Source organism: Vibrio galatheae (assembly GCF_000967545.1).
Lineage (GTDB): Bacteria > Pseudomonadota > Gammaproteobacteria > Enterobacterales > Vibrionaceae > Vibrio > Vibrio galatheae.
The window spans coordinates 1-21,247 of record NZ_JXXV01000018.1 but is presented as its reverse complement, the minus strand read 5'-3'; the positions used below and the strand labels follow the sequence as shown (position 1 = coordinate 21,247).

Genomic DNA, 21,247 nt, shown 5'->3' with positions numbered 1-21,247 from the left:
ACATGCAAATAAAATCACAGTTTATTAATGGCAAAGCTTGCCAAGCGACATCAAATGAAACCTTTACCACACTTAATCCAGCCACCGGAGAAGTACTGGCCGAAATCGGTCACGCTAGTGCAGCTGATCTTACGCAGGCGATTGAATCGGCCAAAAAAGGTTTTAAAGTTTGGTCGGCCATGTCACCTACTCAGCGTAGCCGCATCCTACTAAAAGCGGTTGCTATTTTGCGCGAACGCAATGATGAACTTGCCGCTTTAGAAGTTGCTGACACGGGCAAGCCTCTTCAAGAAGCGATAGCGGTAGACATAGCAACAGGCGCGGACGTTATAGAGTACTTCGCTGGGCTTGCGCCATCTATGCAGGGTGAGCAGCAACCGCTCAGTGAAACCCAATTCTTTTACACACGACGCGAACCACTTGGGATTTGTGCGGGCATTGGTGCGTGGAACTATCCTATTCAAATTGCGATGTGGAAATCGGCGCCTGCACTTGCTGCCGGAAATGTCATGATTTTTAAACCATCTGAAGAAACGCCGCTAACGGCAATAAAACTTGCCGAGATTTTTACTCAAGCAGGCGTACCGGATGGCGTATTCAACGTGTTACAAGGCGATCACCGTGTTGGTCAGATGCTGACCGCGCATCCTGAAATTGCCAAAGTGTCGTTCACTGGTGAGTCTGGCACTGGCAAACTGGTGATGGCCGATAGCGCCAAAACGCTCAAACAAGTGACGATGGAACTGGGTGGTAAGTCGCCAATGATCGTATTTGATGACGCTAAACTCGACGATGCCGTCTCTGCTGCAATGGTAGCCAATTTCTACACCCAAGGTGAGGTTTGTACCCATGGCACGCGCGTTTTTGTTCACGAGTCCATTCATGATGCATTTGTTGAACAGCTTAAGCAGCGCGCTGAGAAGTTGATCATCGGCGATCCTATGTGCATGGAAACACAAATCGGCGCTTTAATTTCACGCGAGCACTTAAGCAAAGTGCTGAGCGCGATTGAAGGTGCGAAAAAGAGCGGCGCAACTTTGTTAACTGGCGGCTATCAGGTGACTGACAATGGTCTTGATAAGGGTAACTTTGTTGCTCCAACGGTATTCATCGACTGTGAAGATGACATGCCCCACGTTCAAGGTGAGATCTTTGGCCCTGTAATGTCGGTTCTTAAGTTCAATGACGAGTCAGAAGTGATTGCGCGTGCCAACAATACCGATTTCGGGCTTGCTGCTGGGGTGTTTACGCAAAATATTTCACGGGCGCATCGTGTTATACATCAATTAGAGGCAGGCATCTGTTGGGTTAATACTTGGGGTGATTCGCCTGCAGAAATGCCAGTTGGTGGATACAAACATTCCGGTATTGGCCGCGAAAATGGCCCAGAAACACTTCGTCATTACACACAAACGAAGAGTGTACTTGTCGAGCTGGGTGGCTATGAAAGCCCTTACGCGTAATCGCTAACAATACGGAGTATCGTGATGCAGAAACAATACGATTTTATTATTGTTGGCGCAGGTTCCGCTGGTTGTGCGCTGGCAGATAGACTCAGTGAATGCGGCAAACACCAAGTGCTTTTATTGGAAGCGGGTGGCACAGACAAGAGCATCTTCATTCAGATGCCAACCGCACTCTCTTATCCGATGAATAGCGAAAAGTATGCGTGGCAGTTTGAGACACAGCAAGAGCACGGCTTAGATGGGCGTAAACTACATTGCCCTCGCGGTAAAGTGCTGGGCGGCAGTTCATCAATCAACGGCATGGTTTATGTTCGTGGTCACGCGTGTGACTTTGACGAGTGGGAGCAACAGGGTGCGACAGGTTGGAACTACCAAGCGTGTTTACCCTATTTTAAACGAGCAGAGTCGTGGATAGGCGGCGAAGACGACTACCGCGGCGCAAATGGGCCTGTTGGCACCTGCGCGGGTAACGACATGCAGTTAAATCCTTTGTATCAAGCCTTTATCGATGCGGGGAAAGACGCTGGTTACCCTCAGACAGATGACTACAACGGTTATCAGCAGGAAGGTTTTGGTCCAATGCATATGACGGTGGACAGAGGCGTACGTGCATCAACGTCTAACGCCTACTTAAGGCGTGCATTAAAACGCTCGAATCTTACTCTGATTAAAGGGGTCGCTGCACGTAAGATCTTGATTGAAAAAGGCCGAGCTGTTGGGGTTGAATTTGAAAAATCTGGCGTGATTAAACAATGCGTTGCGACAAGGGAAGTGATTTCCAGTGCGGGATCGATTGGTTCACCACAACTGCTTCAGCTATCTGGTATTGGGCCTCGCAATGTGCTTGAAAAGGCTGGTGTAGATGTAAAGCACGAACTGCCGGGCGTCGGTCAGAACTTGCAAGATCATCTTGAAGTCTACTTTCAATATCACTGCACTTTGCCGATCACGCTCAACAGCAAACTAGGTTTGGTCAGTAAGGCGAAGATCGGCACCCAGTGGATCTTAACGCGAAAAGGTTTGGGGGCGACCAATCATTTTGAATCTTGCGCGTTTATCCGCTCACGTAAAGGTTTGAAGTGGCCAAATATTCAATATCACTTCTTGCCTGCGGCCATGCGATACGACGGTCAGGCGGCGTTTGATGGTCATGGATTCCAAGTGCATGTTGGGCCGAATAAGCCAGAAAGCCGAGGCTCAATTGAGATAACGTCTTCGAGTCCGACAGACAAACCAAAAATTGAATTCAATTACATCTCAACCGAACAAGATCGCCAGGACTGGCGCGACTGCATTCGTCTTACACGCGAAATACTGCAACAGCCAGCGATGGACAAGTTCAGAGGCGAAGAGATCCAACCCGGACTTGAGATAACCAGCGATGAAGCCATCGATGAGTGGGTTAAGCAGAATGTTGAGAGTGCTTACCACCCGTCATGCAGTTGCAAAATGGGTAGCGATGACGATTCGATGTCCGTGCTGGATCAAGAGTGTCGTGTTCGCGGTGTTGAAGGATTGCGTGTCGTTGACTCTTCTATTTTCCCAACCATACCCAATGGCAATTTAAACGCACCGACCATCATGGTGGCAGAACGCGCCGCAGATATGATCCTCGGTAAACCCTTGCTTGAAGCGAATAATCAACCAGTTTGGTTAGCGCCAGATTGGCAGCAAAAACAAAGAATAAATAAACCAAAAAGAGCTGTGGAATCAGCTCAGTAAAGTCAGCAATCACAAAAAGGATAAAGTTATGTCGATGATGACAAAAACGCTCACTACGCTCGCAATCAGCTCATTTGCGATGAATGCTTACGCTAACCAATGTGAAACCGTTCGTTTTGCCGATGTTGGTTGGACAGATATCACGGCCACAACCGCAGTCACTTCAGAGCTTCTGAAAGGAATGGGCTATAAAACCAAAACCGATCTGCTTTCTGTACCAGTGACTTATTCGTCAATGGCGAACGGTGATATCGATATCTTCCTTGGCAACTGGATGCCAACCATGGAGGGAGATATCGCTAAATACCGTGAGGCGGGAAGTGTAGAAACCGTACGTGCAAACCTAGAAGGGGCAAAATACACACTCGCGGTGCCTAAGTATGTTTATGATGCGGGCGTAAAGAGCTTCGCTGATCTGGTTAAACATGCCGATAAATTCAAAGACAAAATTTATGGTATCGAGCCGGGCAACGATGGCAACCGTCTAATCCAATCAATGATTGATAGTGATGCATTTGGCCTTAAAGACTTCAGTTTAGTGGAGTCAAGTGAAGCTGGCATGGTGTCGCAGGTGACTCGTGCCGTTCGCCGCAATCAATGGATTGTCTACCTTGGCTGGGCACCACATCCAATAAATAGCAACGTAGAGATGGCTTACCTCGCCGGTGGCGATGACTTCTTTGGGCCAAACTACGGTGGTGCGAATGTATACACCAATGTACGCGAAAATTACCTTTCTGAGTGTAAAAACGTTGGTCAAATGCTGAAAAATCTAGAGTTTAGCTTAGAGATGGAAAATGAACTGATGGAAGCGATTCTTAATCAAAACGTTAAGCCTTCAAAAGCAGCGCAGCAGTGGTTAAAAGAGAACCCAGAGCAAGTCGAAGCATGGCTGGATGGTGTGAAAACACTGAAAGGCGACGATGCAGCAAGCGCGGTTAATAGCTACATCAACTCAAACGCATAAAGCAATAGGGCGAGACGGTTTGTGCGTCTCGCCTAAACAGTAAGGTTTTACAGTGAATTTTATTACAAACAACAAAATCCCAGTGGGCGAATGGATGGAAGCTGGCGTAGATTGGCTGACGCTCAATGCGGCTGGCTTTTTCGATGCCATCTCAATCTTTTTAGAGACCGTGATTCTTTTTGTTATCGATATATTTAAATGGATGCCACCCGCTTTGCCGATTGTTCTAACAGCAGCTATCGCTTGGTATCTTCACCGCAGTGTTCCGTTGGTTCTGTTTATCATTGGTGCTCTGCTAACTATCCTCAACCTCGGCTATTGGCAAGAAATGCTGGAAACCTTTGTTCTCGTCTTTGCAGCGACAACGATTTCCGTATTAATTGGTGTTCCTATCGGCATAATGGCGGCGCATCGTCCTTGGTTGTACACCCTATTGCGGCCCATTTTGGATTTGATGCAAACGGTGCCGACATTTGTCTACTTGATTCCGACTCTTGTTCTATTTGGTCTCGGCATTGTACCGGGCATGATCTCAACGATCATTTTTGCCATAGCCGCGCCAATTCGTCTGACTTATCTCGGTATCACTAAGGTGCCTGAGGAACTGATAGAAGCGGGTAAAGCATTCGGCGCAAGTCGAATGAAACTGCTGTTTAAAGTCGAGTTACCAGCGGCGATGCCAAGTATTATGGCGGGCGTGACGCAATGTATTATGTTGTCGCTTTCCATGGTGGTCATTGCGGCCTTGGTTGGCGCTGATGGGCTAGGCAAACCTGTGGTACGTGCACTGAACACAGTCAATATTTCTCAAGGTTTTGAGGCGGGGCTTGCCATTGTATTGGTGGCGATCATTTTGGACCGTTTGTGCAAAAATCCCAATCAAAAAGAGGCATAACCATGGATGCAATTACGATTAAAAACCTAGATGTTGTGTTTGGAGAAAAGCCACAACAAGCACTGAGCCTTTTAGACCAAGGTATGTCTCGTCAAGAAATTATCGATCAAACTGGGCAAGTTGTCGGTGTGGATAATGTTTCGCTGTCAGTCAAGCAAGGTGAAATCTGTGTTCTGATGGGATTATCTGGTTCCGGTAAATCAAGTTTACTGCGCGCGGTCAACGGATTAAACGAGATTAGCCGTGGTTCACTGGAGATTAAAGACGGTGAACAGGTTGTAGACCTTGCCAGCTGTAATGAAGACACATTGCGTCATCTAAGAACTCACCGTGTTTCAATGGTGTTCCAAAAGTTTGCGCTTATGCCTTGGCTGACCGTGTTAGACAATGTCGCTTTTGGTTTGGAGATGCAAGGTATTGGTAAAGCGGAAAGGCGCACTAAAGCAAGAGAGCAACTGGAAATGGTTGGCCTTGCTGAATGGGAATCTAAATACCCACATGAGCTCTCCGGCGGTATGCAGCAACGGGTAGGCTTAGCAAGAGCGTTTGCTATGGATACGGATATCTTGCTAATGGACGAGCCGTTCTCTGCACTTGATCCACTGATTCGTGCTCAATTGCAAGATGAACTTATCCAGTTGCAGAATAAACTCAATAAGACGATTTTGTTTGTTAGCCATGACTTAGATGAAGCGCTTAAGATCGGTAACAATATTGCAATTATGGAGTCGGGCCGATTGATCCAGCACGGTCAGCCGGAGCAAATCGTATTGGCTCCTGAAACTGAGTATGTAAAAGATTTCGTAGCACATACCAATCCAATAAATGTCCTAAAAGGTCGCTCGCTGATGCAACTGCGAGAGCATTTAAACAATCAAGATGGCCGTTGGCAGATTTGTGCGCAGCACGATCTGTGGGTTGAGCAACACTCTCATGGATTAGTGTTAGTCGATTCAGATAAGACGCTATTGGATTGGACTGATAGCCAACTCAATATCGGTGACATTAACGGTTCAACTGTTGTTCAAGCCAGTCCAGAAATTGGCATGCGAGAAGCAATCGAACTTAAGCAGCGAACCAATCAGCCAATATTGTTGGTAGAAGATAATCAACTGGTTGGCGTGCTGACTGACAACGAGTTATATGACGCATTGCTGGGTAATTTTAAAGAACGAAAAGTTGCCTAAATCGCAATAAAAATAAACCCAGCTCAAAGGCTGGGTTTTTAATTCACGGCGGATGTCGTTACTTACTGCGCATCATTGCACAAGCGTAAGCTGTGGTAAATGCTTGTTCTTGATACTGTTTTAAACCCGTGTCTTTAAACTGAATGCCAAGTGGGTTTCTTTTCAGGCTTTCTTTGATGTCTGCAGGAGCAACAACGTCTATTTGTAAACCTTCAATCAATTGAATGGCGGCTTCAAGCTTAAATCCGACGCCACCGCCAGCAAACTTGCCTTTAGTTTGGCGTTGGCGAATCACGACTTTTTCGATTTTATAGTCTTCAACCAACTTGGCGAAAGAGAATTGGAATTTTCTCACTTCCTGTGTGTCGTTAGCATTGCCGATCGTGAGTTTAGCGACACGGCAATCTGGTAGGTGAACGACACCTTCAGCATGCGAAAGAAGACAAATTACCGCATCGTTACCTTTTAACTCTACACCACAAATTTTCATGTTTTCACCTAGTTGTTGTTTAGCCGCGCCATTATATAGAGATGGAGTGACATATGCAGCATATGTTTCACTTTGAGATCTTTCACGATTGTGCAAACGTATTGGTACTAATGTTGCTAAAGTTATTGGTGGTGATGGCGTGTTGAATCATGTCGTTATTGTACGAGTGATGCATGCGAGTATTGCGTAGGATGAAGCAATGAGAAAACTAGCAGTAGTGTTAATGGCTTGTGTGGCCTTGGCGGGTTGTAGTACCAAGTTCTTCTATAACAATATTGATTGGTTGTTACTGCGATATCTAGACGACTATGTCGAACTGAACGAGGCACAAGAGGAATTTGTGATCCGGAAGGTGGCGGTGTTAAGCGAATGGCATCGCACTGAAGAGATACCTAATTATATTCGCCATCTTGATGAGTTGATGGCAGTTGAACCCGCGAAAGTAACCTTGACTCAACTGAGGCAACAAGAACAAAAATTCCAGCAACATTCTCAGCGTTTAATTGCTCGCATTGCGCCTGAATTGAATGCCATTACTCGTGATCTGTCCGATAGCCAAGTCGAAGAACTGATGAACAGTATTCGAGTTCGGCACACCAAGTATAAAAAGAAATACCAGACTCTTTCTGAAGAGGAAATAAAGCAGCGTTACAAAGAACGTATCGAAGAAAATCTAGAGACTTGGATTGGCAGTCTGACAGAGCAACAAGAAACGTTACTGGATGCGTGGGTTAGTGAGTTACAGATTACCTCATTTGATTGGATCAACCATCAAACTCAAATGCGCATTGAAGTTAACTCGATGCTCTCTCATCGCTTAGACACTGAAAAATTTGAGCCAGAGTTTCATACTATGATGTTTAATCCCACCAGCTTTTATGCACCTGAACTAGAAGAAAAGATTGAACACAATCGGAACGTTGCAAATCAATATTTAGTTCGGGTGATCAACCTCATGACACCGAAGCAGACTGATTACTACCGAAGTGAGCTTCAGGACTGGAAAGAGCTTGCACTGGATATTCAGTAACTCAGCCCACAAAAGTTAAAATTCTTGGTTTATATAATAGAATTAGCGAGTTAGAGTTAAGTCTCATCAATTCAAGGGTGCCAAGAATATGGAATGGATTCTATTGTTTGGCGCGGGTGTATTAGGTGGAATACTCAATAGCATTGCAGGCGGGGGAAGCTTCATCACTTTCCCAACGCTGATGTTTGTTGGCATCCCACCTATAGTAGCCAACGCGACCAATACTTTTGCTGTGTGCGCTGGCTATATCAGCGGGACATATGGATTTCGTCAGGATATTGCAAAATCCGCTTATTCCTTACATTCCATAATCATTTTTAGCCTAATTGGTGGTGGAGTCGGTGCTTACCTGCTGCTGAGTGTTTCCGAGAAGCAGTTCATCAATGCCATTCCTTGGCTGTTACTATTTGCAACTTTGCTGTTTTTGTTTGGCAGTCATATCAATCAATGGACATCTAAATTAGCTCGTACGGCATCTTTACATCCTTTCTGGTCTATTGTGTCGATCTCTTTGCTGTTAATCTTGGTTTCCGCCTATGGAGGCTTCTTCAATGCAGGACTTGGCGTTGTAGTGTTGAGCTACCTAGTGTTGGCGGGTTATACCGATATCAATCAAATGAACGGGCTTAAGCTGCTCATTTCTTCGTGCGTTTCCCTGATCGCTATTGTGGTGTTTGTACTGGAAGGCTCTATCGATTGGACGCGAGGCTGCGCAGTTATGCTCGGCACTTTATCCGGTGGATACGTCGCAGCCAGAGTTTCAAGGCAAGTAGAGCAACGCTATGTCAAAGGATTTGTCGCATTATCCAGTTTGGTAATGACAGGGTATTTTTTCGTCGATGTTTATCTATAAACTGTTGTTGAACGATGTGTTAACACATTGATATTTACATGAACCCAACTTTGGGCTATCGAAGTCAGCTTGGAAAAAGAGCGCCGAACGGCGCTCTAAAAGAGGCTAGAAAAAGCCGAGTGGATTAACATCGTAACTGATCAACAGGTTCTTAGTGTTTTGGTAATGATCCAGCATCATCTTATGCGTTTCACGTCCAATACCTGACTTCTTATATCCGCCGAATGCGGCATGTGCTGGGTAGGCGTGGTAGCAGTTTATCCATATACGACCCGCTTCAATGTTACGCCCCATACGATACGCTAGGTTGGCATCACGCGTCCAAACCCCAGCGCCTAACCCATATTCAGTGTCATTTGCTATTTCCAGCGCTTCCGCTTCGTCTTTGAACTTAGTGATAGCAATCACCGGGCCAAAGATTTCTTCCTGGAAGATACGCATCTTATTATGTCCTTCCAACATAGTGGGTTGGATGTAATAACCTCGGTTAAGTGATTCAGGCTGCTCTGATATACCCCCACCAAACACCACTTTAGCTCCTTCTTGTCGACCAATTTCTAAGTAACTCAAAATCTTATCGAACTGCTCTTGTGATGCTTGAGCTCCGACTTGGGTATCAGTGTCAAGCGGGTTACCTTGTTTGATCGCTTTGGCGCGTTCAGTCAACTTAGCAACAAATTCATCATAAATAGATTCATGAACCAGCACGCGTGACGGACAAGTGCAGACCTCTCCCTGATTGAAGAAACCAAGCAAAGTGCCTTCAATACACTTGTCGAGGTATTCGTCTTCGTGGTCAAAAATATCAGCGAAGTAAATATTAGGAGATTTACCACCTAGCTCGACGGTTGAGGGGATTAGATTATCAGCCGCGCATTTAAGAATATGATTGCCGACTTGAGTTGAGCCAGTAAAAGCGAGTTTAGCGATTCGGTTACTGGTGGCAAGCGCTTGGCCCGCCTCATTCCCGAAACCGTTGACAACATTGACTACCCCCGCAGGGATTAAATCGCCTATTTTTTCCATTAACAGTAGGATAGAGGTAGGTGTTTGTTCCGCTGGTTTCAGAACGACGCAGCAGCCAGCAGCTAATGCTGGCGCAAGCTTCCATGCCGCCATCAACATCGGAAAATTCCAAGGTATGATCTGTCCAACGACACCAATTGGCTCTGGGAAATGGTAACTAGCGGTCGTGGCATCGAGTTCCGCTGCGCTTCCTTCTTGGGCGCGGATACAACCTGCAAAGTAGCGAAAATGGTCGACGACCAAAGGTAAGTCTGCGGCGAGTGTTTCGCGTACAGGTTTGCCATTTTCCCAGGTTTCGGCGACGGCGAGCTCTTCTATGTGTTGCTCTATTCTGTCCGCTATTTTCAGCAAAATGTTCGAACGGTCAGTGACGCTGGTGGCTGCCCAACTGGCTCTCACTTTATGCGCAGCATCGAGCGCGAGATTGATATCCTCATCATTCGAGCGCGCTACTTTACAGTATGGCTGACCATTGATCGGAGAGGTGTTGTCAAAATATTCGCCTGTCGAAGGTTTTACCCATTCCCCACCAATATAGTTGTCGTAATGTGTCTTAAAACTAACGATAGAGTCCTTACAGCCTGGTTGTGCGTAAATCATAAAATATCCTTATTATTTTCTCGTTCAAGTTGTGTTTGGAAAGTTCAGCGAAAGGTGAACAGTTCCAATGACATCCTGATAGGTAACGCAAATCACAGACCAAATGTTAAAATCTTGTTGTAATTATTTTCTGACGCTAGAGTATTCAAGGCGAGAGCGGTGTTGTTTTAAGCGTTAAGCAAGGGGAAGGGTTGTTAACAAAATGTTCAACTGTTCCAAAATGGTACAGTGCTTATGTTCAAAGTTGGGACAGGTATGGAACTACAGACAATACAATCTGAGGGCTGGTTAGCATCTTCATGGCAAAGAAGTTCAAATGCGGGCTTAAAGCAGATCAAAAAGCCTGATGATATCAATGTATCAAACACCTTGCTCAAAGAGCGTCGCTACCTAGCTCAAGGGGTTATAGAGGCTGTTAAACAGTGCGCGTTACCCCTATTTAGCCAAGTTCTGGCACGTAGTGATAGTCGCTTGATTCTGACTGACGCAGAGGGCGTGATTTTAGCCACTTGGGGCCAAGAGAGGTTTCGCGAAAAACTTACTGAGATTGCTTTAGAATCAGGTGCTTGCTGGCAGGAAAGATTGAAAGGTACCAACGCAATAGGGACTGCACTGTTTGAAAAGAAAGCGATCTCTATTATTGGCGAACAACATTATATTAAACATCACCGTTTCATTAGCTGTTCGGCCAGTCCTCTGTTTAATCATTTGGGGGAACTGGTTGGGATTCTTGATGTTACCAGTGAGCAAAGTAAACATGATGTCACCACGCAGTTGCTTGTTCAAAACATGGTTCAACTGGTTGAAAACTATTTGCTTACCCAGATTCCAGAGGGAGCACTACAAATCAATCTTGCTCATAATGAGTCGGTGCTAAAAAGTGGTTGGCAAGGGATTGTCATTGCAGACGAAAATGGTCAAATTGTTGCTCATAACCAAGTCGTCAGCCAACTCATGCCAGAGGTAGCGTTGGTTGGAGAGCAAATAGAAACGCTTTTACACTCCCAACAGCATGCTCCCCTTGTGTTTGAGAAGTACAACATTGGCCAAAAGGCGAAAACGAAAAAGTGGCTCAGTGCGTCGAGTGAGCTGCATTTTGGCGACAATAAAGTAGAGCAGGCGTGGCAGCAGGCGAACAAAATCATCGGCAGTGGCATCAGTTTACTCATCTTGGGCGAAACAGGCGTTGGCAAAGGTGAATTTGTTAAGGCCCTACACAAAAGAAGTGCTAGGAGCAACCAACCTCTTGTGACAGTTAATTGTGGCGCATTACCAAAAGACTTGCTTGAATCTGAGCTGTTTGGATACGCGGCAGGCGCCTTTACTGGAGCGAATAAACAAGGTTACTTAGGTCGGGTAAGACAGGCAGACAAGGGTATCTTATTCTTAGATGAAATTGGTGAAATGCCTTTAGAAGCACAATGCCGATTGTTATCTGTTTTACAAGACAAAATAGTATTGCCTGTGGGGTCAACACAGCAATATCCCGTTGATATTCAAGTGATAGCGGCAACGCATCAAGATCTTAGCCAGCTCGTCGCGGATGGTCATTTTAGACAAGATCTTTACTATCGACTGAATGGCTTAGTGGTTACCTTGCCATCTCTTCATCAGCGAGAAGACAAAATTGAATTGATACGCTCTATTCACGCGAAACACAAATTGAGCGAACAAAAGTTGTCACCTTCTCTAATGCGTTTGTTACTCAATTATCAATGGCCGGGCAACTTGAGAGAGTTAGATAGCCTTTTAAAAGTAACCAGCCTAATTGCGAGCGATGTTGAGGAGTTAAGCATCGAGCATGTTCCGGATCATTTTGCAAAACCGCTAGCTGATCAGACTGAACATACAAGAGATGATATCGAGCAAGATTTAAATACCACGTTAAACTCAACGCTGATTGATACCTACCACGCCCACAATGGCAATGTCAGCAAGGTTTCACGTGTTCTGGGTATTAGTCGAAATACGGTTTATCGCAAGCTAAAACGAGTCGGTTTGCTAAAAAGTTAACCTCAAAAAAATTTGTGACGTTTCTTAGCTAAAATGGGTAGCGTTGGGGTTCACGCTATTTGTCGAAGGCGTTGTTTTGCACAAAATGATCAATTTGCCGCGGAACCGCAGAGGCATAGATCAAACTTGTGTGGCTAGTTTTTATCTCAACATGATCCGTCATGCCTTGAATTTTAGTTTCATCGACGGTTACGGTGCCATCCGACTTATCTTCACTTTCCATCATCAGAACCGAACGCGCTCCTAGCGGCAGTGTGCCTGCTATGCAACCGAGTTGTTGTGGGAATAGCCACTCGCTGTCGTGTTCTGCTAAGCCAAAAGAAGGTGAGTTCCCCAAAATAACCCCCATGCCTAACTCTTGAATTCTCGTCACGATCGACGCGCCTTGTATTGGAGAGCCTATGGTGACGACATGGGAAACAAGGTCCGAACTTGGCTGACGAGATTGCAAATAGTGCTTAATAATTAATCCCCCTAAGCTGTGACCGACGAGAACATTCGGCATAGAGTCACAAAGGGCATGATCGATAGCAGAAAATACTTGCTGCTCGTCAATGGCAACACTGTTGTATGAGACGATCTTAGTCCGATAGCCAAGAGATCTCAGACTTGAACCTAGAGGTTTCAAAAACATCCCGTGCATATACAGCCCGTGTAAGATTATGATTTTCAAGCGACTCTCCAACATTTTCCTTGAGCCAATATAACCTGTAATGCGGATGAAAATCATGACTTGTCGCCCAACGTGTGATGCACGGCCCGAAGAGGCAACCTCTGTGAAGCTCTCGTCTGGAGGATTGCGTCTTCGAATTTCAATCTATTCATTAGAGCGGAGCACTGACCTCATCAACCAGATAGAGAATAGACTGATACGGCACCCCGCTGTGATTTGACAGGCCAATCTCGCAAGTGCGACTATTGCTGAACCCGCGTTTACATCCTTGTGGTACTTGTTCTCTTAGCGGGTGGACTGCAGCTTGATTAAGCTCTGGTGTCGTAAAGCCTTTGTCGCCAGCCCATCCGCAGCAGGCAATGTGCTCTGGAACGACAACATCAGAGACACAGGCTTTTGCCAGTGACAGCATGTCGTTTTCTAATCCCATGCGACGAGAGCTGCAAGTGACATGTAGCATCACTGTTTCTTGCTTGGGAGTGATAGATAAATTCGGTACTAAGTATTTGGCAGTGAATCCGGTTGGCTCTAGTATTTCCATCGGCTTAGTAAACTGATCGATACTACGCTTAGCACAAGGGCTTGTATCGAACAAAACAGGATACTCTCCTTGATAACTCGCTTGCCACAGCACCGCTTCCAATTGCTGTGCTTTGCGCAGAGCAATATCCGTCATTCCTTTGCTGTCATATGGCATGCCACAGCATTGTTGTTCGAGCTGTTTGGGAATGATGATCTCATAACCTGCTTTCTTTATTAGTGACAATGTCACCTCTGTCAAACTTCGTTGGTCGCTGGCATTGCTCTGCTGACCCATAGTGCGAGAAGCACAAGAGGGCAGGTAAACCACTTTCTTGTCTGAGCGAACTAATAACTCCATCGCCCGATCAATTTTATGCTGGTTTGATTGGGGTGTTTCTGCCAGCCAAATAGGTGTTTTATTACCTGTTAGGTGGCGTATCCCATTGGTCATTTTAGAGACGGCGTTTTCGCCAATCACGTTAACCGCGATTTGATTCGCTTTGAGTGCTGCGCGCGTTATGGCCGTCGTTGCGCCGAAATGCTCCGCGGTCCAGTTCGCAATCGGGACGAATTTTTGGTACTTGGCGGTGCGTAACTGTTTGATTAGGTCACCTGTGTTTATGCCCACCGGACAACGGTCAGCACAAAGCCCTGTCGCAGCGCAAGTATCAATACCTTGGTATTCAAATATACGCTCAAGCTCCGAGGCTTGAGTTTGCTCGCCTGACGCTCTGCGCCTTTGCAACTCACGATATAAGACTATACGTTGTCTTGGGGACAGTGTCAGGGTTCGCGAAGGGCAGACAGGTTCGCAAAAACCGCATTCTATGCACCGATCGACCAGAGAGTCGGCGGCAGGCATTGGTTTTAAGTTCTCGATATGTACATGAGGGTTGTCATTGATAATAACGCCGGGATTGAGCAATCCTTGTGGGTCAAAAAGCGCTTTGATCTTCTCCATTAATCGATAGCCGTCTTTACCCCACTCAAGTTCAACATAGGGCGCCATATTACGCCCGGTGCCATGCTCTGCCTTGAGTGAGCCTTGATATTTCACCGCGACTAAGTCGGCAACATCATCCATAAAATTTCCGTAACGGGTGATCTCAGGCTGTGATTCAAAACCTTGTGTAAACACAAAGTGCAAATTACCTTCTAGGGCATGGCCAAAAATGATGGCTTCAGAGTAGTTATATTGGTCAAACAACGCTTGAAGATCGCGAACACCGTTAGCAAGATTTTCAACTGGGAAAGCGACATCTTCAATAATGACAGTGGTGCCAACTTCTCGAACGGCACCCACCGCTGGGAACATACCTTTGCGGATGCCCCAAAGTGTGGCGACTGTTGTAGGGTCAAGCGTAAAAGGGACAGATTCGATAATGGTGTAGTCTGAGAGTGACGCCATAATGGCATCGCATTGCTGATCAATGTCAGTTTGTGCGCTTGCGTGTGTTTCGACTAAAAGCGCACACGCTTCTAAATTAAGATGTTGAATAAAGCTTGGCATGCCAGATTTATCGGCTACCGATCTCAGCGCTCTGCCGTCCATCAACTCAACTGCGGCAACGGGCGTTTTTGATAAGGTAGTCACGGCTCTACAGGCTTCTTCAATATCCGCAAAGACTAGCAGGGAAGAGGCTTTAAAATTATGCTCTATAACCGTGTTGTAAGTAATTTCAGCAATGAAACCCAGTGTGCCTTCAGAGCCGATCATAAGATGCTCTAACACTTCAATAGGATCGCTGTAATCCACTAGAGCGTTTAATGAATAGCCGGTGGTATTTTTTAAACGATATTTGTGACGAATCCGCTGCGTAAGTGGTTGGTTGCCTTGTGTTTCTTTAACTAAGGCCGATAAGCCCTCTACGATATCAGGCCGAGCGGCACGGAAAGCGGCGATACTCTCTTTGCTTGAAGTATCTAACAGTGTGCCATCGCTCAGCACCACTTTTACACTGTCGATGGTTCGATAGGAGTTTTGCGCCGTGCCACAACACATTCCGCTGGCATTATTCGCTGCAATGCCGCCGATTTTACACGTATTAATTGAAGCAGGATCAGGGCCAATTTTACGCTTAAATGGCGCGAGGTACTTGTTGGCATCCGCGCCGATAACGCCGGGTTGCAGAATAATCTTGTTGCCATTATCGATGATTTCATGACCACGCCAGTCGTCGGTTAACGTAATGAGAACCGAATCAGAAACGGCCTGCCCAGACAAGCTGGTTCCTGCGGCGCGAAAGGTAAATGGGATCTTCATTTCGCGGCAACATTGAATCGCATAAATTACCTCGTCAAGATTTTTAAGGCGTAATACGATGTGTGGAATCAAACGATAGAAACTGGCGTCAGTCCCATAGGCGAGGCGCTTGGCGGGCTCAATAATGATTCTTTCTGCAGCAATTTCAACGGCGAGCAGAGCTTCGAGTTGATGATAGTGCTTGTCTCGTTCTTGAGTAGACATGGTGGCTTCCTTGTGCGTGCTATCGGCATTGTTGTTTTAATGCGGCCGACAGTAAAAAGGTGTCACAAATCGAATTGAATTGCTGTGACACCATTGGAAATTAGTTAAGGTGGACGAGTGAGTCTTGGCTTAAATCGCTAATGCTTTTCGCACCGGTGAGAGTCATGGCAACACGGATCTCTTTTTCGTACAGGTCGAGAAGGTTCTCTACGCCTGCTTGCCCTTGTGCGGCTAAAGCATAAATAAATGAGCGACCTAACAGTGTGCAATCTGCGCCTAATGCCAGCATACGAACCACATCTAATCCACTTCGAATCCCTGAATCGACAAAGATTTTAAGATCTCCTTTCACCGCGTCAGCAATGGTAGGCAGTGCTTTGGCTGTCGACAATACGCCATCGAGCTGACGGCCTCCATGGTTAGAAACGACAATACCATCGGCGCCAAAAGTGACGGCATCTTTTGCATCTTGTTGATCCAAAATGCCCTTGATGACCATTGGCCCATCCCAAAACTCACGAATCCATTCGAGATCTTTCCATGAAATTGAGGGATCGAAGTTTGCACCGAGCCAACCTATGTAATCTTCGAGCTGGGTTGGCTCACCACGATAGGTTGATATATTGCCCAAGTCGTGCGGTTTACCCAGTAGGCCGACGTCAATTGCCCAGTTAGGATGACACATCGCTTGGAGCATTCTGCGCGCAGCGGCATTGGGCCCACTCATTCCCGAATGTACATCGCGATAGCGCGCTCCGGGTACAGGCATGTCGACGGTAAATACTAGCGTCGTCACACCTGCCGCTTTTGCTCGCTCCAGAACGTTTTTCATAAAGCCGCGGTCTTTAAGTACGTATAATTGAAACCACATTGGGCGCTTAATCGCTGGCGCTACTTCTTCAATCGGGCAAACAGATACGGTCGACATAGTAAAGGGTAAACCCTTGTTCTCCGCAGCCTTTGCCGCTTGAACTTCACCTCTCCGCGCGTACATTCCAGTTAGACCAACAGGCGCTAAGGCAATCGGCATAGCGAACTTTTCGCCGAAAATTTCCGTCCCTAAACTCAAATCTGCCATGTTGTTCAAGACACGTTGCTTCAGAGCGATCTGTGCGAGATCTTCGGTGTTTTTTCTCAGCGTATGTTCACCGTATGAGCCGCCATCAATATAGTGGAAAAGAAACGGTGGAAGTTTCGCTTTGGCGGCGGCGCGATAGTCAGTAGGAGCAGAGATCATCATAGACAGCCTTACAGTTTGTAATGAGGGCGTAGCGCAGCCCTAGGTTTATATGATTGTGGTTTTATTGTTAATTCAAGGTTAATTTAGCGCTTTATTTTTTGCCGATATAGGGAAATAATGAAATTTATTATTTCTAAAAGTGACACAATCAATGCGCGCAGATGACTTAATTCTATTTTCTCAGGTGGTAGAACTGGGGAGCTTTAGTAGAGTTGCAGAGATAAATAACCTTACAAATTCGGTAGTTAGTAAACGAATTGCCCGTTTGGAACAACAAATTGGTGTTCAGCTTTTATATCGAACCACGCGTAAATTAACCTTAACTGAAGCGGGTAAGGCATTAATGCATGGTGCCAAAAATGTGAAGCAAGCCGCGCAGGAAGCGATGGATGCCGTTTCAGGCTTTGGCGAGAACGTCAGTGGTCATATAAAAATGTCGGTACCAACGATATCTGGTGATCTGATCTTAGCCGATGCGGTAGCGGAATTTTGTAATTTACACCCTGGACTGTCGGTAGATATGTCTCTGGACAACCGCTTCGTTGATCTTTTTGATGGTGGGTATGATCTGGTTATCAGAACCGGTTATCTGGAAGATTCTAGCTTAATCGCACGGCATATTTTGGACTCGCAGTGGATCGTTTGTGCATCTCCCTCCTATATCGCACGCAATGGAAAACCAAAAGAACCAAGCGATCTAACGCGACATAATTGTCTCCAGTATGCTTACCAGACAACCGGCGCGAGCGATTGGGAATTTAAGGCCGAGCAGGGAAACTATATCGTCAAAGTTACGGGGTCGTTTTCGACGGATAATGCCACGGCCCTACGCAAAGCCGCACTAGGTGGGTATGGAATTGCTTATGTTCCTCGCTGTTTGGTTTACCACGATTTACGCAATGCACAGCTGGTGGACTTATTTCCTGAACAGGTGGGCAAAAAGTTAGGTATTTATGCCGTCTACCCGTTTACTCGACAACCTCCGAATAAAGTGAAATTGCTGATTGAACATATTCGCGCGAGGTATCTGGCAATATCGCACTATTTTTAACTCACTAAACTCGATGACACTAAGAGAAGTCTAAATTTATCTCACCGAATCTTTTTGCTGGCTTAAACTTAATCAAAGAAGGTATTAAGTTGCGCCAAGGTGATTCTATGTTTAAAACACGGATGCTGTACGTCGGCGGTATGCTGCTGTTGAGCGTCAATGCGGTATCGGCCAACACAAAAATTGTCGCCGCGGTAGATGAGTACCCTCCTTTTGTTTCCAACGTTCATTTTGCAGCGAATACAAACAAAACGCCGACGCATCCTTGCGTCGGCTATTAAAGTCGGCGGCCAAACCGAACTCTATTAATCTTAGGCACGTTTCAGCTATTCGTCTAAGTTGATATGCCGCCACAACGCAATTTTGAATACCAATCATTAGATTGACGCCTTTTCTTCTAGTAAACCCTGATAGTTACCCCTAAACCTACGTTCGCTTAGGGCCTAGCCGTGCTGCATCAGTGTAACGCCATCGCCTCAATCAAACAGCTATCCTCGGTGCCAAGTTTGAGGCCATTCTCCTAAAATTCTTGCTTTAAACGGCTAAAAAGTGACCGCTTAAACATGATTTGGCTGTAAGTCACTAAAACTTAAACAAATCTAGCCTAAACTAGCTTTAAGAGAATAATAACGATAAGGATAGAGTGATGACCATTCAAAGGCTTGAATCCAATCAGCTGTATCTTCCAGCTGAACTAGAAAAACTACAAAGCAAGTCGACAAAAGAGTTGCCACCTATCGATGAGATTGTGGGGCAAGAACGCGCTCAAAAGGCAGTCGAATTTGCCATGTCGATTAAAGAGAAGGGATACAACATATACGCAATTGGCCAAAATGGTCTAGGTAAGCGTACCATGATCCTTCGTTACCTCAATCGCCACAAACATGACGCAGGCTCGTTGTTTGACTGGTGCTATGTGGCAAATTTTGAAGATATAAGAACCCCCAAAGTACTCAAATTACCGTGTGGCGTTGGCAGCAAATTCAAACAAGATATCGAGAAATTGATGTCTAAACTGGTCAATGCAATGCCCTTGGCTTTTGATAATGAGCTCTACTATAGCCGTGCCGATAAACTCAAAAATCAACTGGCAACCAAACAAGAAGCAGAGCTTGAGTCGATCACCAAAGAAGCAAAATCAAAAGGGATTAGCCTGACGATCACCACTCAGGGCGATTACCAATTTGTCGCCATGAACGGCGACGAACTGCATACGGAAGAAACGTTTGATGCTTTGAGTAAAAAAGAGCAGGAGTATTTCGGAGAAACGATTGACGCGCTAGAAGTTCAATTGAGAAATATGGTTCGTCAGCTAACCGAGTGGGAAGAGGCATACACCGAAAAGATCAAAAAGCTTAATGATGAGGTGACACTCGACGTAATCACACATTTTATTAAGCAACTCAAGAAGGACTATACACGCTATCCAGCGATTAAAAGCTATCTGACTGAACTGCAACAGGACATTGTGGAAAATGCGGATATTTTCCTTGATCAAAGTGCTGAGCAAGGTGAGGTGGCGACTGCATCGCTCGACAAGAAACTACCACGTCGCTATAAGATTAACGTTTTAGTAAGCCGCAAAAATGATCAGTTTCCTATCGTGGTTGAAGAGAACCCGAATTATCACACGCTGTTTGGTTATATAGAAACCGCGACGTTTAAGGGCACGGTATTTACCGATTTTTCACTGATTCGTCCGGGAAGTTTGCATAAGGCTAATGGTGGCGTGTTGCTAATGGATGCGCAAAAAGTACTCGAACAGCCTTATGTTTGGGATGGTTTAAAACGAGCCTTGCGCGCGCGTCAATTGAGCTTCACCTCATTGGAGAAAGAAGTAACCCTGACTGGGACCGTCTCGCTTGATCCAGAAGCGATTCCACTTGATGTAAAAATCATCTTGTTTGGTGACTATCGCACATATCAGTTGTTGCAGCACTATGACCCGGAGTTTAGCGAACTATTTCGCGTCACGGCGGATTTTGAAGATGAAATGAAACGTGATGGCGATTCAGAGCTGCAATACGCACGCTTCATTTCCAGCGTAGTTAACGACAACGGCATGCTGCATTGTGACCGCAAGGCGATAGCGCGCATTATTGAACACAGCTCACGATTAGCTGGTGATCAAAACAAAATATCGCTCCATTCAGCCAACATTGCTAATCTTCTGCGCGAGTCTAACTACGTGGCTCGTCAGGCGAATTCGAATATGATCCGTGCCAGCCATGTTGAAGAGGCACTATCTAACCAAGAGCTACGGGTAAGCCGCTTAAAAGACAGTGTCATGGAGAGTTTTATCAACGGCACAACACTGATTCATACTCATGGTGAAGCGATAGGTCAGGTTAACGCATTATCAGTTCTTAGCACGAGTGAATATATGTTTGGGGCGCCAAACCGAATTACAGCGACAACCTGTTACGGTGATGGTGAGGTTATCGATATTGAACGCAGTGTCGATTTAGGCGGCAGTATTCACTCAAAAGGGGTGATGATCCTAACTGCTTACTTGTCTTCTGTGTTTGGTAAAACGGCGAAAGTTCCATTGCGTACGACCATTACCTTTGAACAGTCGTACGGAGGTGTTGATGGCGATAGCGCGAGCATGGCCGAGTTTTGTGCTGTGGTTTCTGCGTTCTCTAAACAGCCTAATCGTCAAGATGTCGCTATTACTGGTTCGATGAACCAGTTTGGCGAATCGCAGCCAATTGGCGGGGTAAATGAGAAGATTGAAGGTTTCTTCGATGTGTGTGAAATCAAAGGCAGGACGAATGAGCAAGGGGTGATTATTCCTCGCTCTAACATGCATAACCTTATGCTAAGACCAGACATAGTAAAAGCGGTTGAGAAGGGCGAATTCCATATCTGGGCGATTGACCATGTCACAGAAGCGATAGAACTCTTTACTGGTAAGCCCGCGGGTAGCCCGAGTGATGAAGGCAGTTATCCGATTGATACGGTGTTTGGTATTGCGCAAGCCAAGCTCAATGCTTTAAGGAAATAGATTCAGAGCCCCAGAGATGGGTAATGCCAGTCAGTTAA

16 protein-coding genes are annotated in these 21,247 nt (G+C 45.9%); 11 read left to right on the top strand and 5 right to left on the bottom strand.

Annotated elements, in window-relative coordinates:
- Positions 1–2: 2 nt before the first annotated feature.
- The 5 genes from betB to choV are packed head-to-tail and all read left to right on the top strand — an operon-like array spanning position 3 to position 6,237.
- Positions 3–1,463 (top strand): betaine-aldehyde dehydrogenase, encoded by a 1,461-nt coding sequence (gene betB, locus TW81_RS10810; protein WP_045955733.1) that lies wholly within the window; start codon positions 3–5, stop codon positions 1,461–1,463.
- A 24-nt stretch (positions 1,464–1,487) separates the two neighbouring features.
- The gene (gene betA, locus TW81_RS10805) at positions 1,488–3,188 is read left to right on the top strand and encodes a choline dehydrogenase (protein ID WP_045955732.1); all 1,701 of its coding nucleotides are present in this window, start codon (positions 1,488–1,490) and stop codon (positions 3,186–3,188) included.
- Between the two features lie 28 nt (positions 3,189–3,216).
- Positions 3,217–4,155, top strand: a complete 939-nt coding sequence (locus TW81_RS10800; protein ID WP_045955731.1) for a choline ABC transporter substrate-binding protein — start codon at positions 3,217–3,219, stop codon at positions 4,153–4,155.
- Between the two features lie 52 nt (positions 4,156–4,207).
- Positions 4,208–5,050, top strand: a complete 843-nt coding sequence (gene choW / locus TW81_RS10795; RefSeq protein ID WP_045955730.1) for a choline ABC transporter permease subunit — start codon at positions 4,208–4,210, stop codon at positions 5,048–5,050.
- 2 nt (positions 5,051–5,052) lie between these two features.
- Positions 5,053–6,237: a choline ABC transporter ATP-binding protein gene (gene choV, locus TW81_RS10790; protein WP_045955729.1), complete on the top strand. Its 1,185-nt coding sequence runs from the start codon at positions 5,053–5,055 to the stop codon at positions 6,235–6,237.
- 58 nt (positions 6,238–6,295) lie between these two features.
- Here the strand turns inward: choV and TW81_RS10785 are convergent, their stop codons facing one another.
- Positions 6,296–6,727: a DUF3010 family protein gene (locus tag TW81_RS10785; protein ID WP_045955728.1), complete on the bottom strand. Its 432-nt coding sequence runs from the start codon at positions 6,725–6,727 to the stop codon at positions 6,296–6,298.
- A gap of 199 nt (positions 6,728–6,926) precedes the next feature.
- Between TW81_RS10785 and TW81_RS10780 the strand changes: the two genes are divergently transcribed.
- Positions 6,927–7,757, top strand: coding sequence for a DUF6279 family lipoprotein (locus TW81_RS10780; protein WP_045955727.1), 831 nt, complete (start codon positions 6,927–6,929; stop codon positions 7,755–7,757).
- A gap of 88 nt (positions 7,758–7,845) precedes the next feature.
- Positions 7,846–8,610, top strand: coding sequence for a sulfite exporter TauE/SafE family protein (locus TW81_RS10775; RefSeq protein ID WP_045955726.1), 765 nt, complete (start codon positions 7,846–7,848; stop codon positions 8,608–8,610).
- Positions 8,611–8,715: 105 nt separating this feature from the next.
- Here TW81_RS10775 and exaC read toward each other — a convergent pair whose 3' ends face one another.
- Positions 8,716–10,236 carry an acetaldehyde dehydrogenase ExaC gene (gene exaC, locus TW81_RS10770; RefSeq protein ID WP_045955725.1) on the bottom strand — a complete coding sequence of 507 codons (1,521 nt, stop codon included), beginning with the start codon at positions 10,234–10,236 and terminating at the stop codon, positions 8,716–8,718.
- 255 nt (positions 10,237–10,491) lie between these two features.
- Between exaC and TW81_RS10765 the strand changes: the two genes are divergently transcribed.
- Positions 10,492–12,249, top strand: coding sequence for a sigma-54-dependent Fis family transcriptional regulator (locus TW81_RS10765; RefSeq protein ID WP_045956018.1), 1,758 nt, complete (start codon positions 10,492–10,494; stop codon positions 12,247–12,249).
- Between the two features lie 55 nt (positions 12,250–12,304).
- Here the strand turns inward: TW81_RS10765 and TW81_RS10760 are convergent, their stop codons facing one another.
- From TW81_RS10760 to lldD, 3 genes are all read right to left on the bottom strand, one after another.
- Positions 12,305–12,922, bottom strand: a complete 618-nt coding sequence (locus TW81_RS10760) for a PGAP1-like alpha/beta domain-containing protein (RefSeq protein ID WP_045956017.1) — start codon at positions 12,920–12,922, stop codon at positions 12,305–12,307.
- A 151-nt stretch (positions 12,923–13,073) separates the two neighbouring features.
- Positions 13,074–15,911 (bottom strand): FAD-binding and (Fe-S)-binding domain-containing protein, encoded by a 2,838-nt coding sequence (locus tag TW81_RS10755; RefSeq protein WP_045955724.1) that lies wholly within the window; start codon positions 15,909–15,911, stop codon positions 13,074–13,076.
- A 100-nt stretch (positions 15,912–16,011) separates the two neighbouring features.
- Positions 16,012–17,151: an FMN-dependent L-lactate dehydrogenase LldD gene (lldD, locus tag TW81_RS10750; protein ID WP_045955723.1), complete on the bottom strand. Its 1,140-nt coding sequence runs from the start codon at positions 17,149–17,151 to the stop codon at positions 16,012–16,014.
- A gap of 151 nt (positions 17,152–17,302) precedes the next feature.
- On the opposite strand from lldD, the gene TW81_RS10745 reads away from it, so the two are divergent.
- The 3 genes from TW81_RS10745 (at position 17,303) to TW81_RS10740 (ending at position 21,209) form a co-directional block, all read left to right on the top strand.
- The gene (locus TW81_RS10745; protein WP_045955722.1) at positions 17,303–18,202 is read left to right on the top strand and encodes a LysR family transcriptional regulator; all 900 of its coding nucleotides are present in this window, start codon (positions 17,303–17,305) and stop codon (positions 18,200–18,202) included.
- Positions 18,203–18,309: 107 nt separating this feature from the next.
- The gene (locus tag TW81_RS19275; protein ID WP_156980945.1) at positions 18,310–18,483 is read left to right on the top strand and encodes a hypothetical protein; all 174 of its coding nucleotides are present in this window, start codon (positions 18,310–18,312) and stop codon (positions 18,481–18,483) included.
- A gap of 365 nt (positions 18,484–18,848) precedes the next feature.
- Positions 18,849–21,209 carry a Lon protease family protein gene (locus tag TW81_RS10740; RefSeq protein ID WP_045955721.1) on the top strand — a complete coding sequence of 787 codons (2,361 nt, stop codon included), beginning with the start codon at positions 18,849–18,851 and terminating at the stop codon, positions 21,207–21,209.
- Positions 21,210–21,247: the final 38 nt, after the last annotated feature.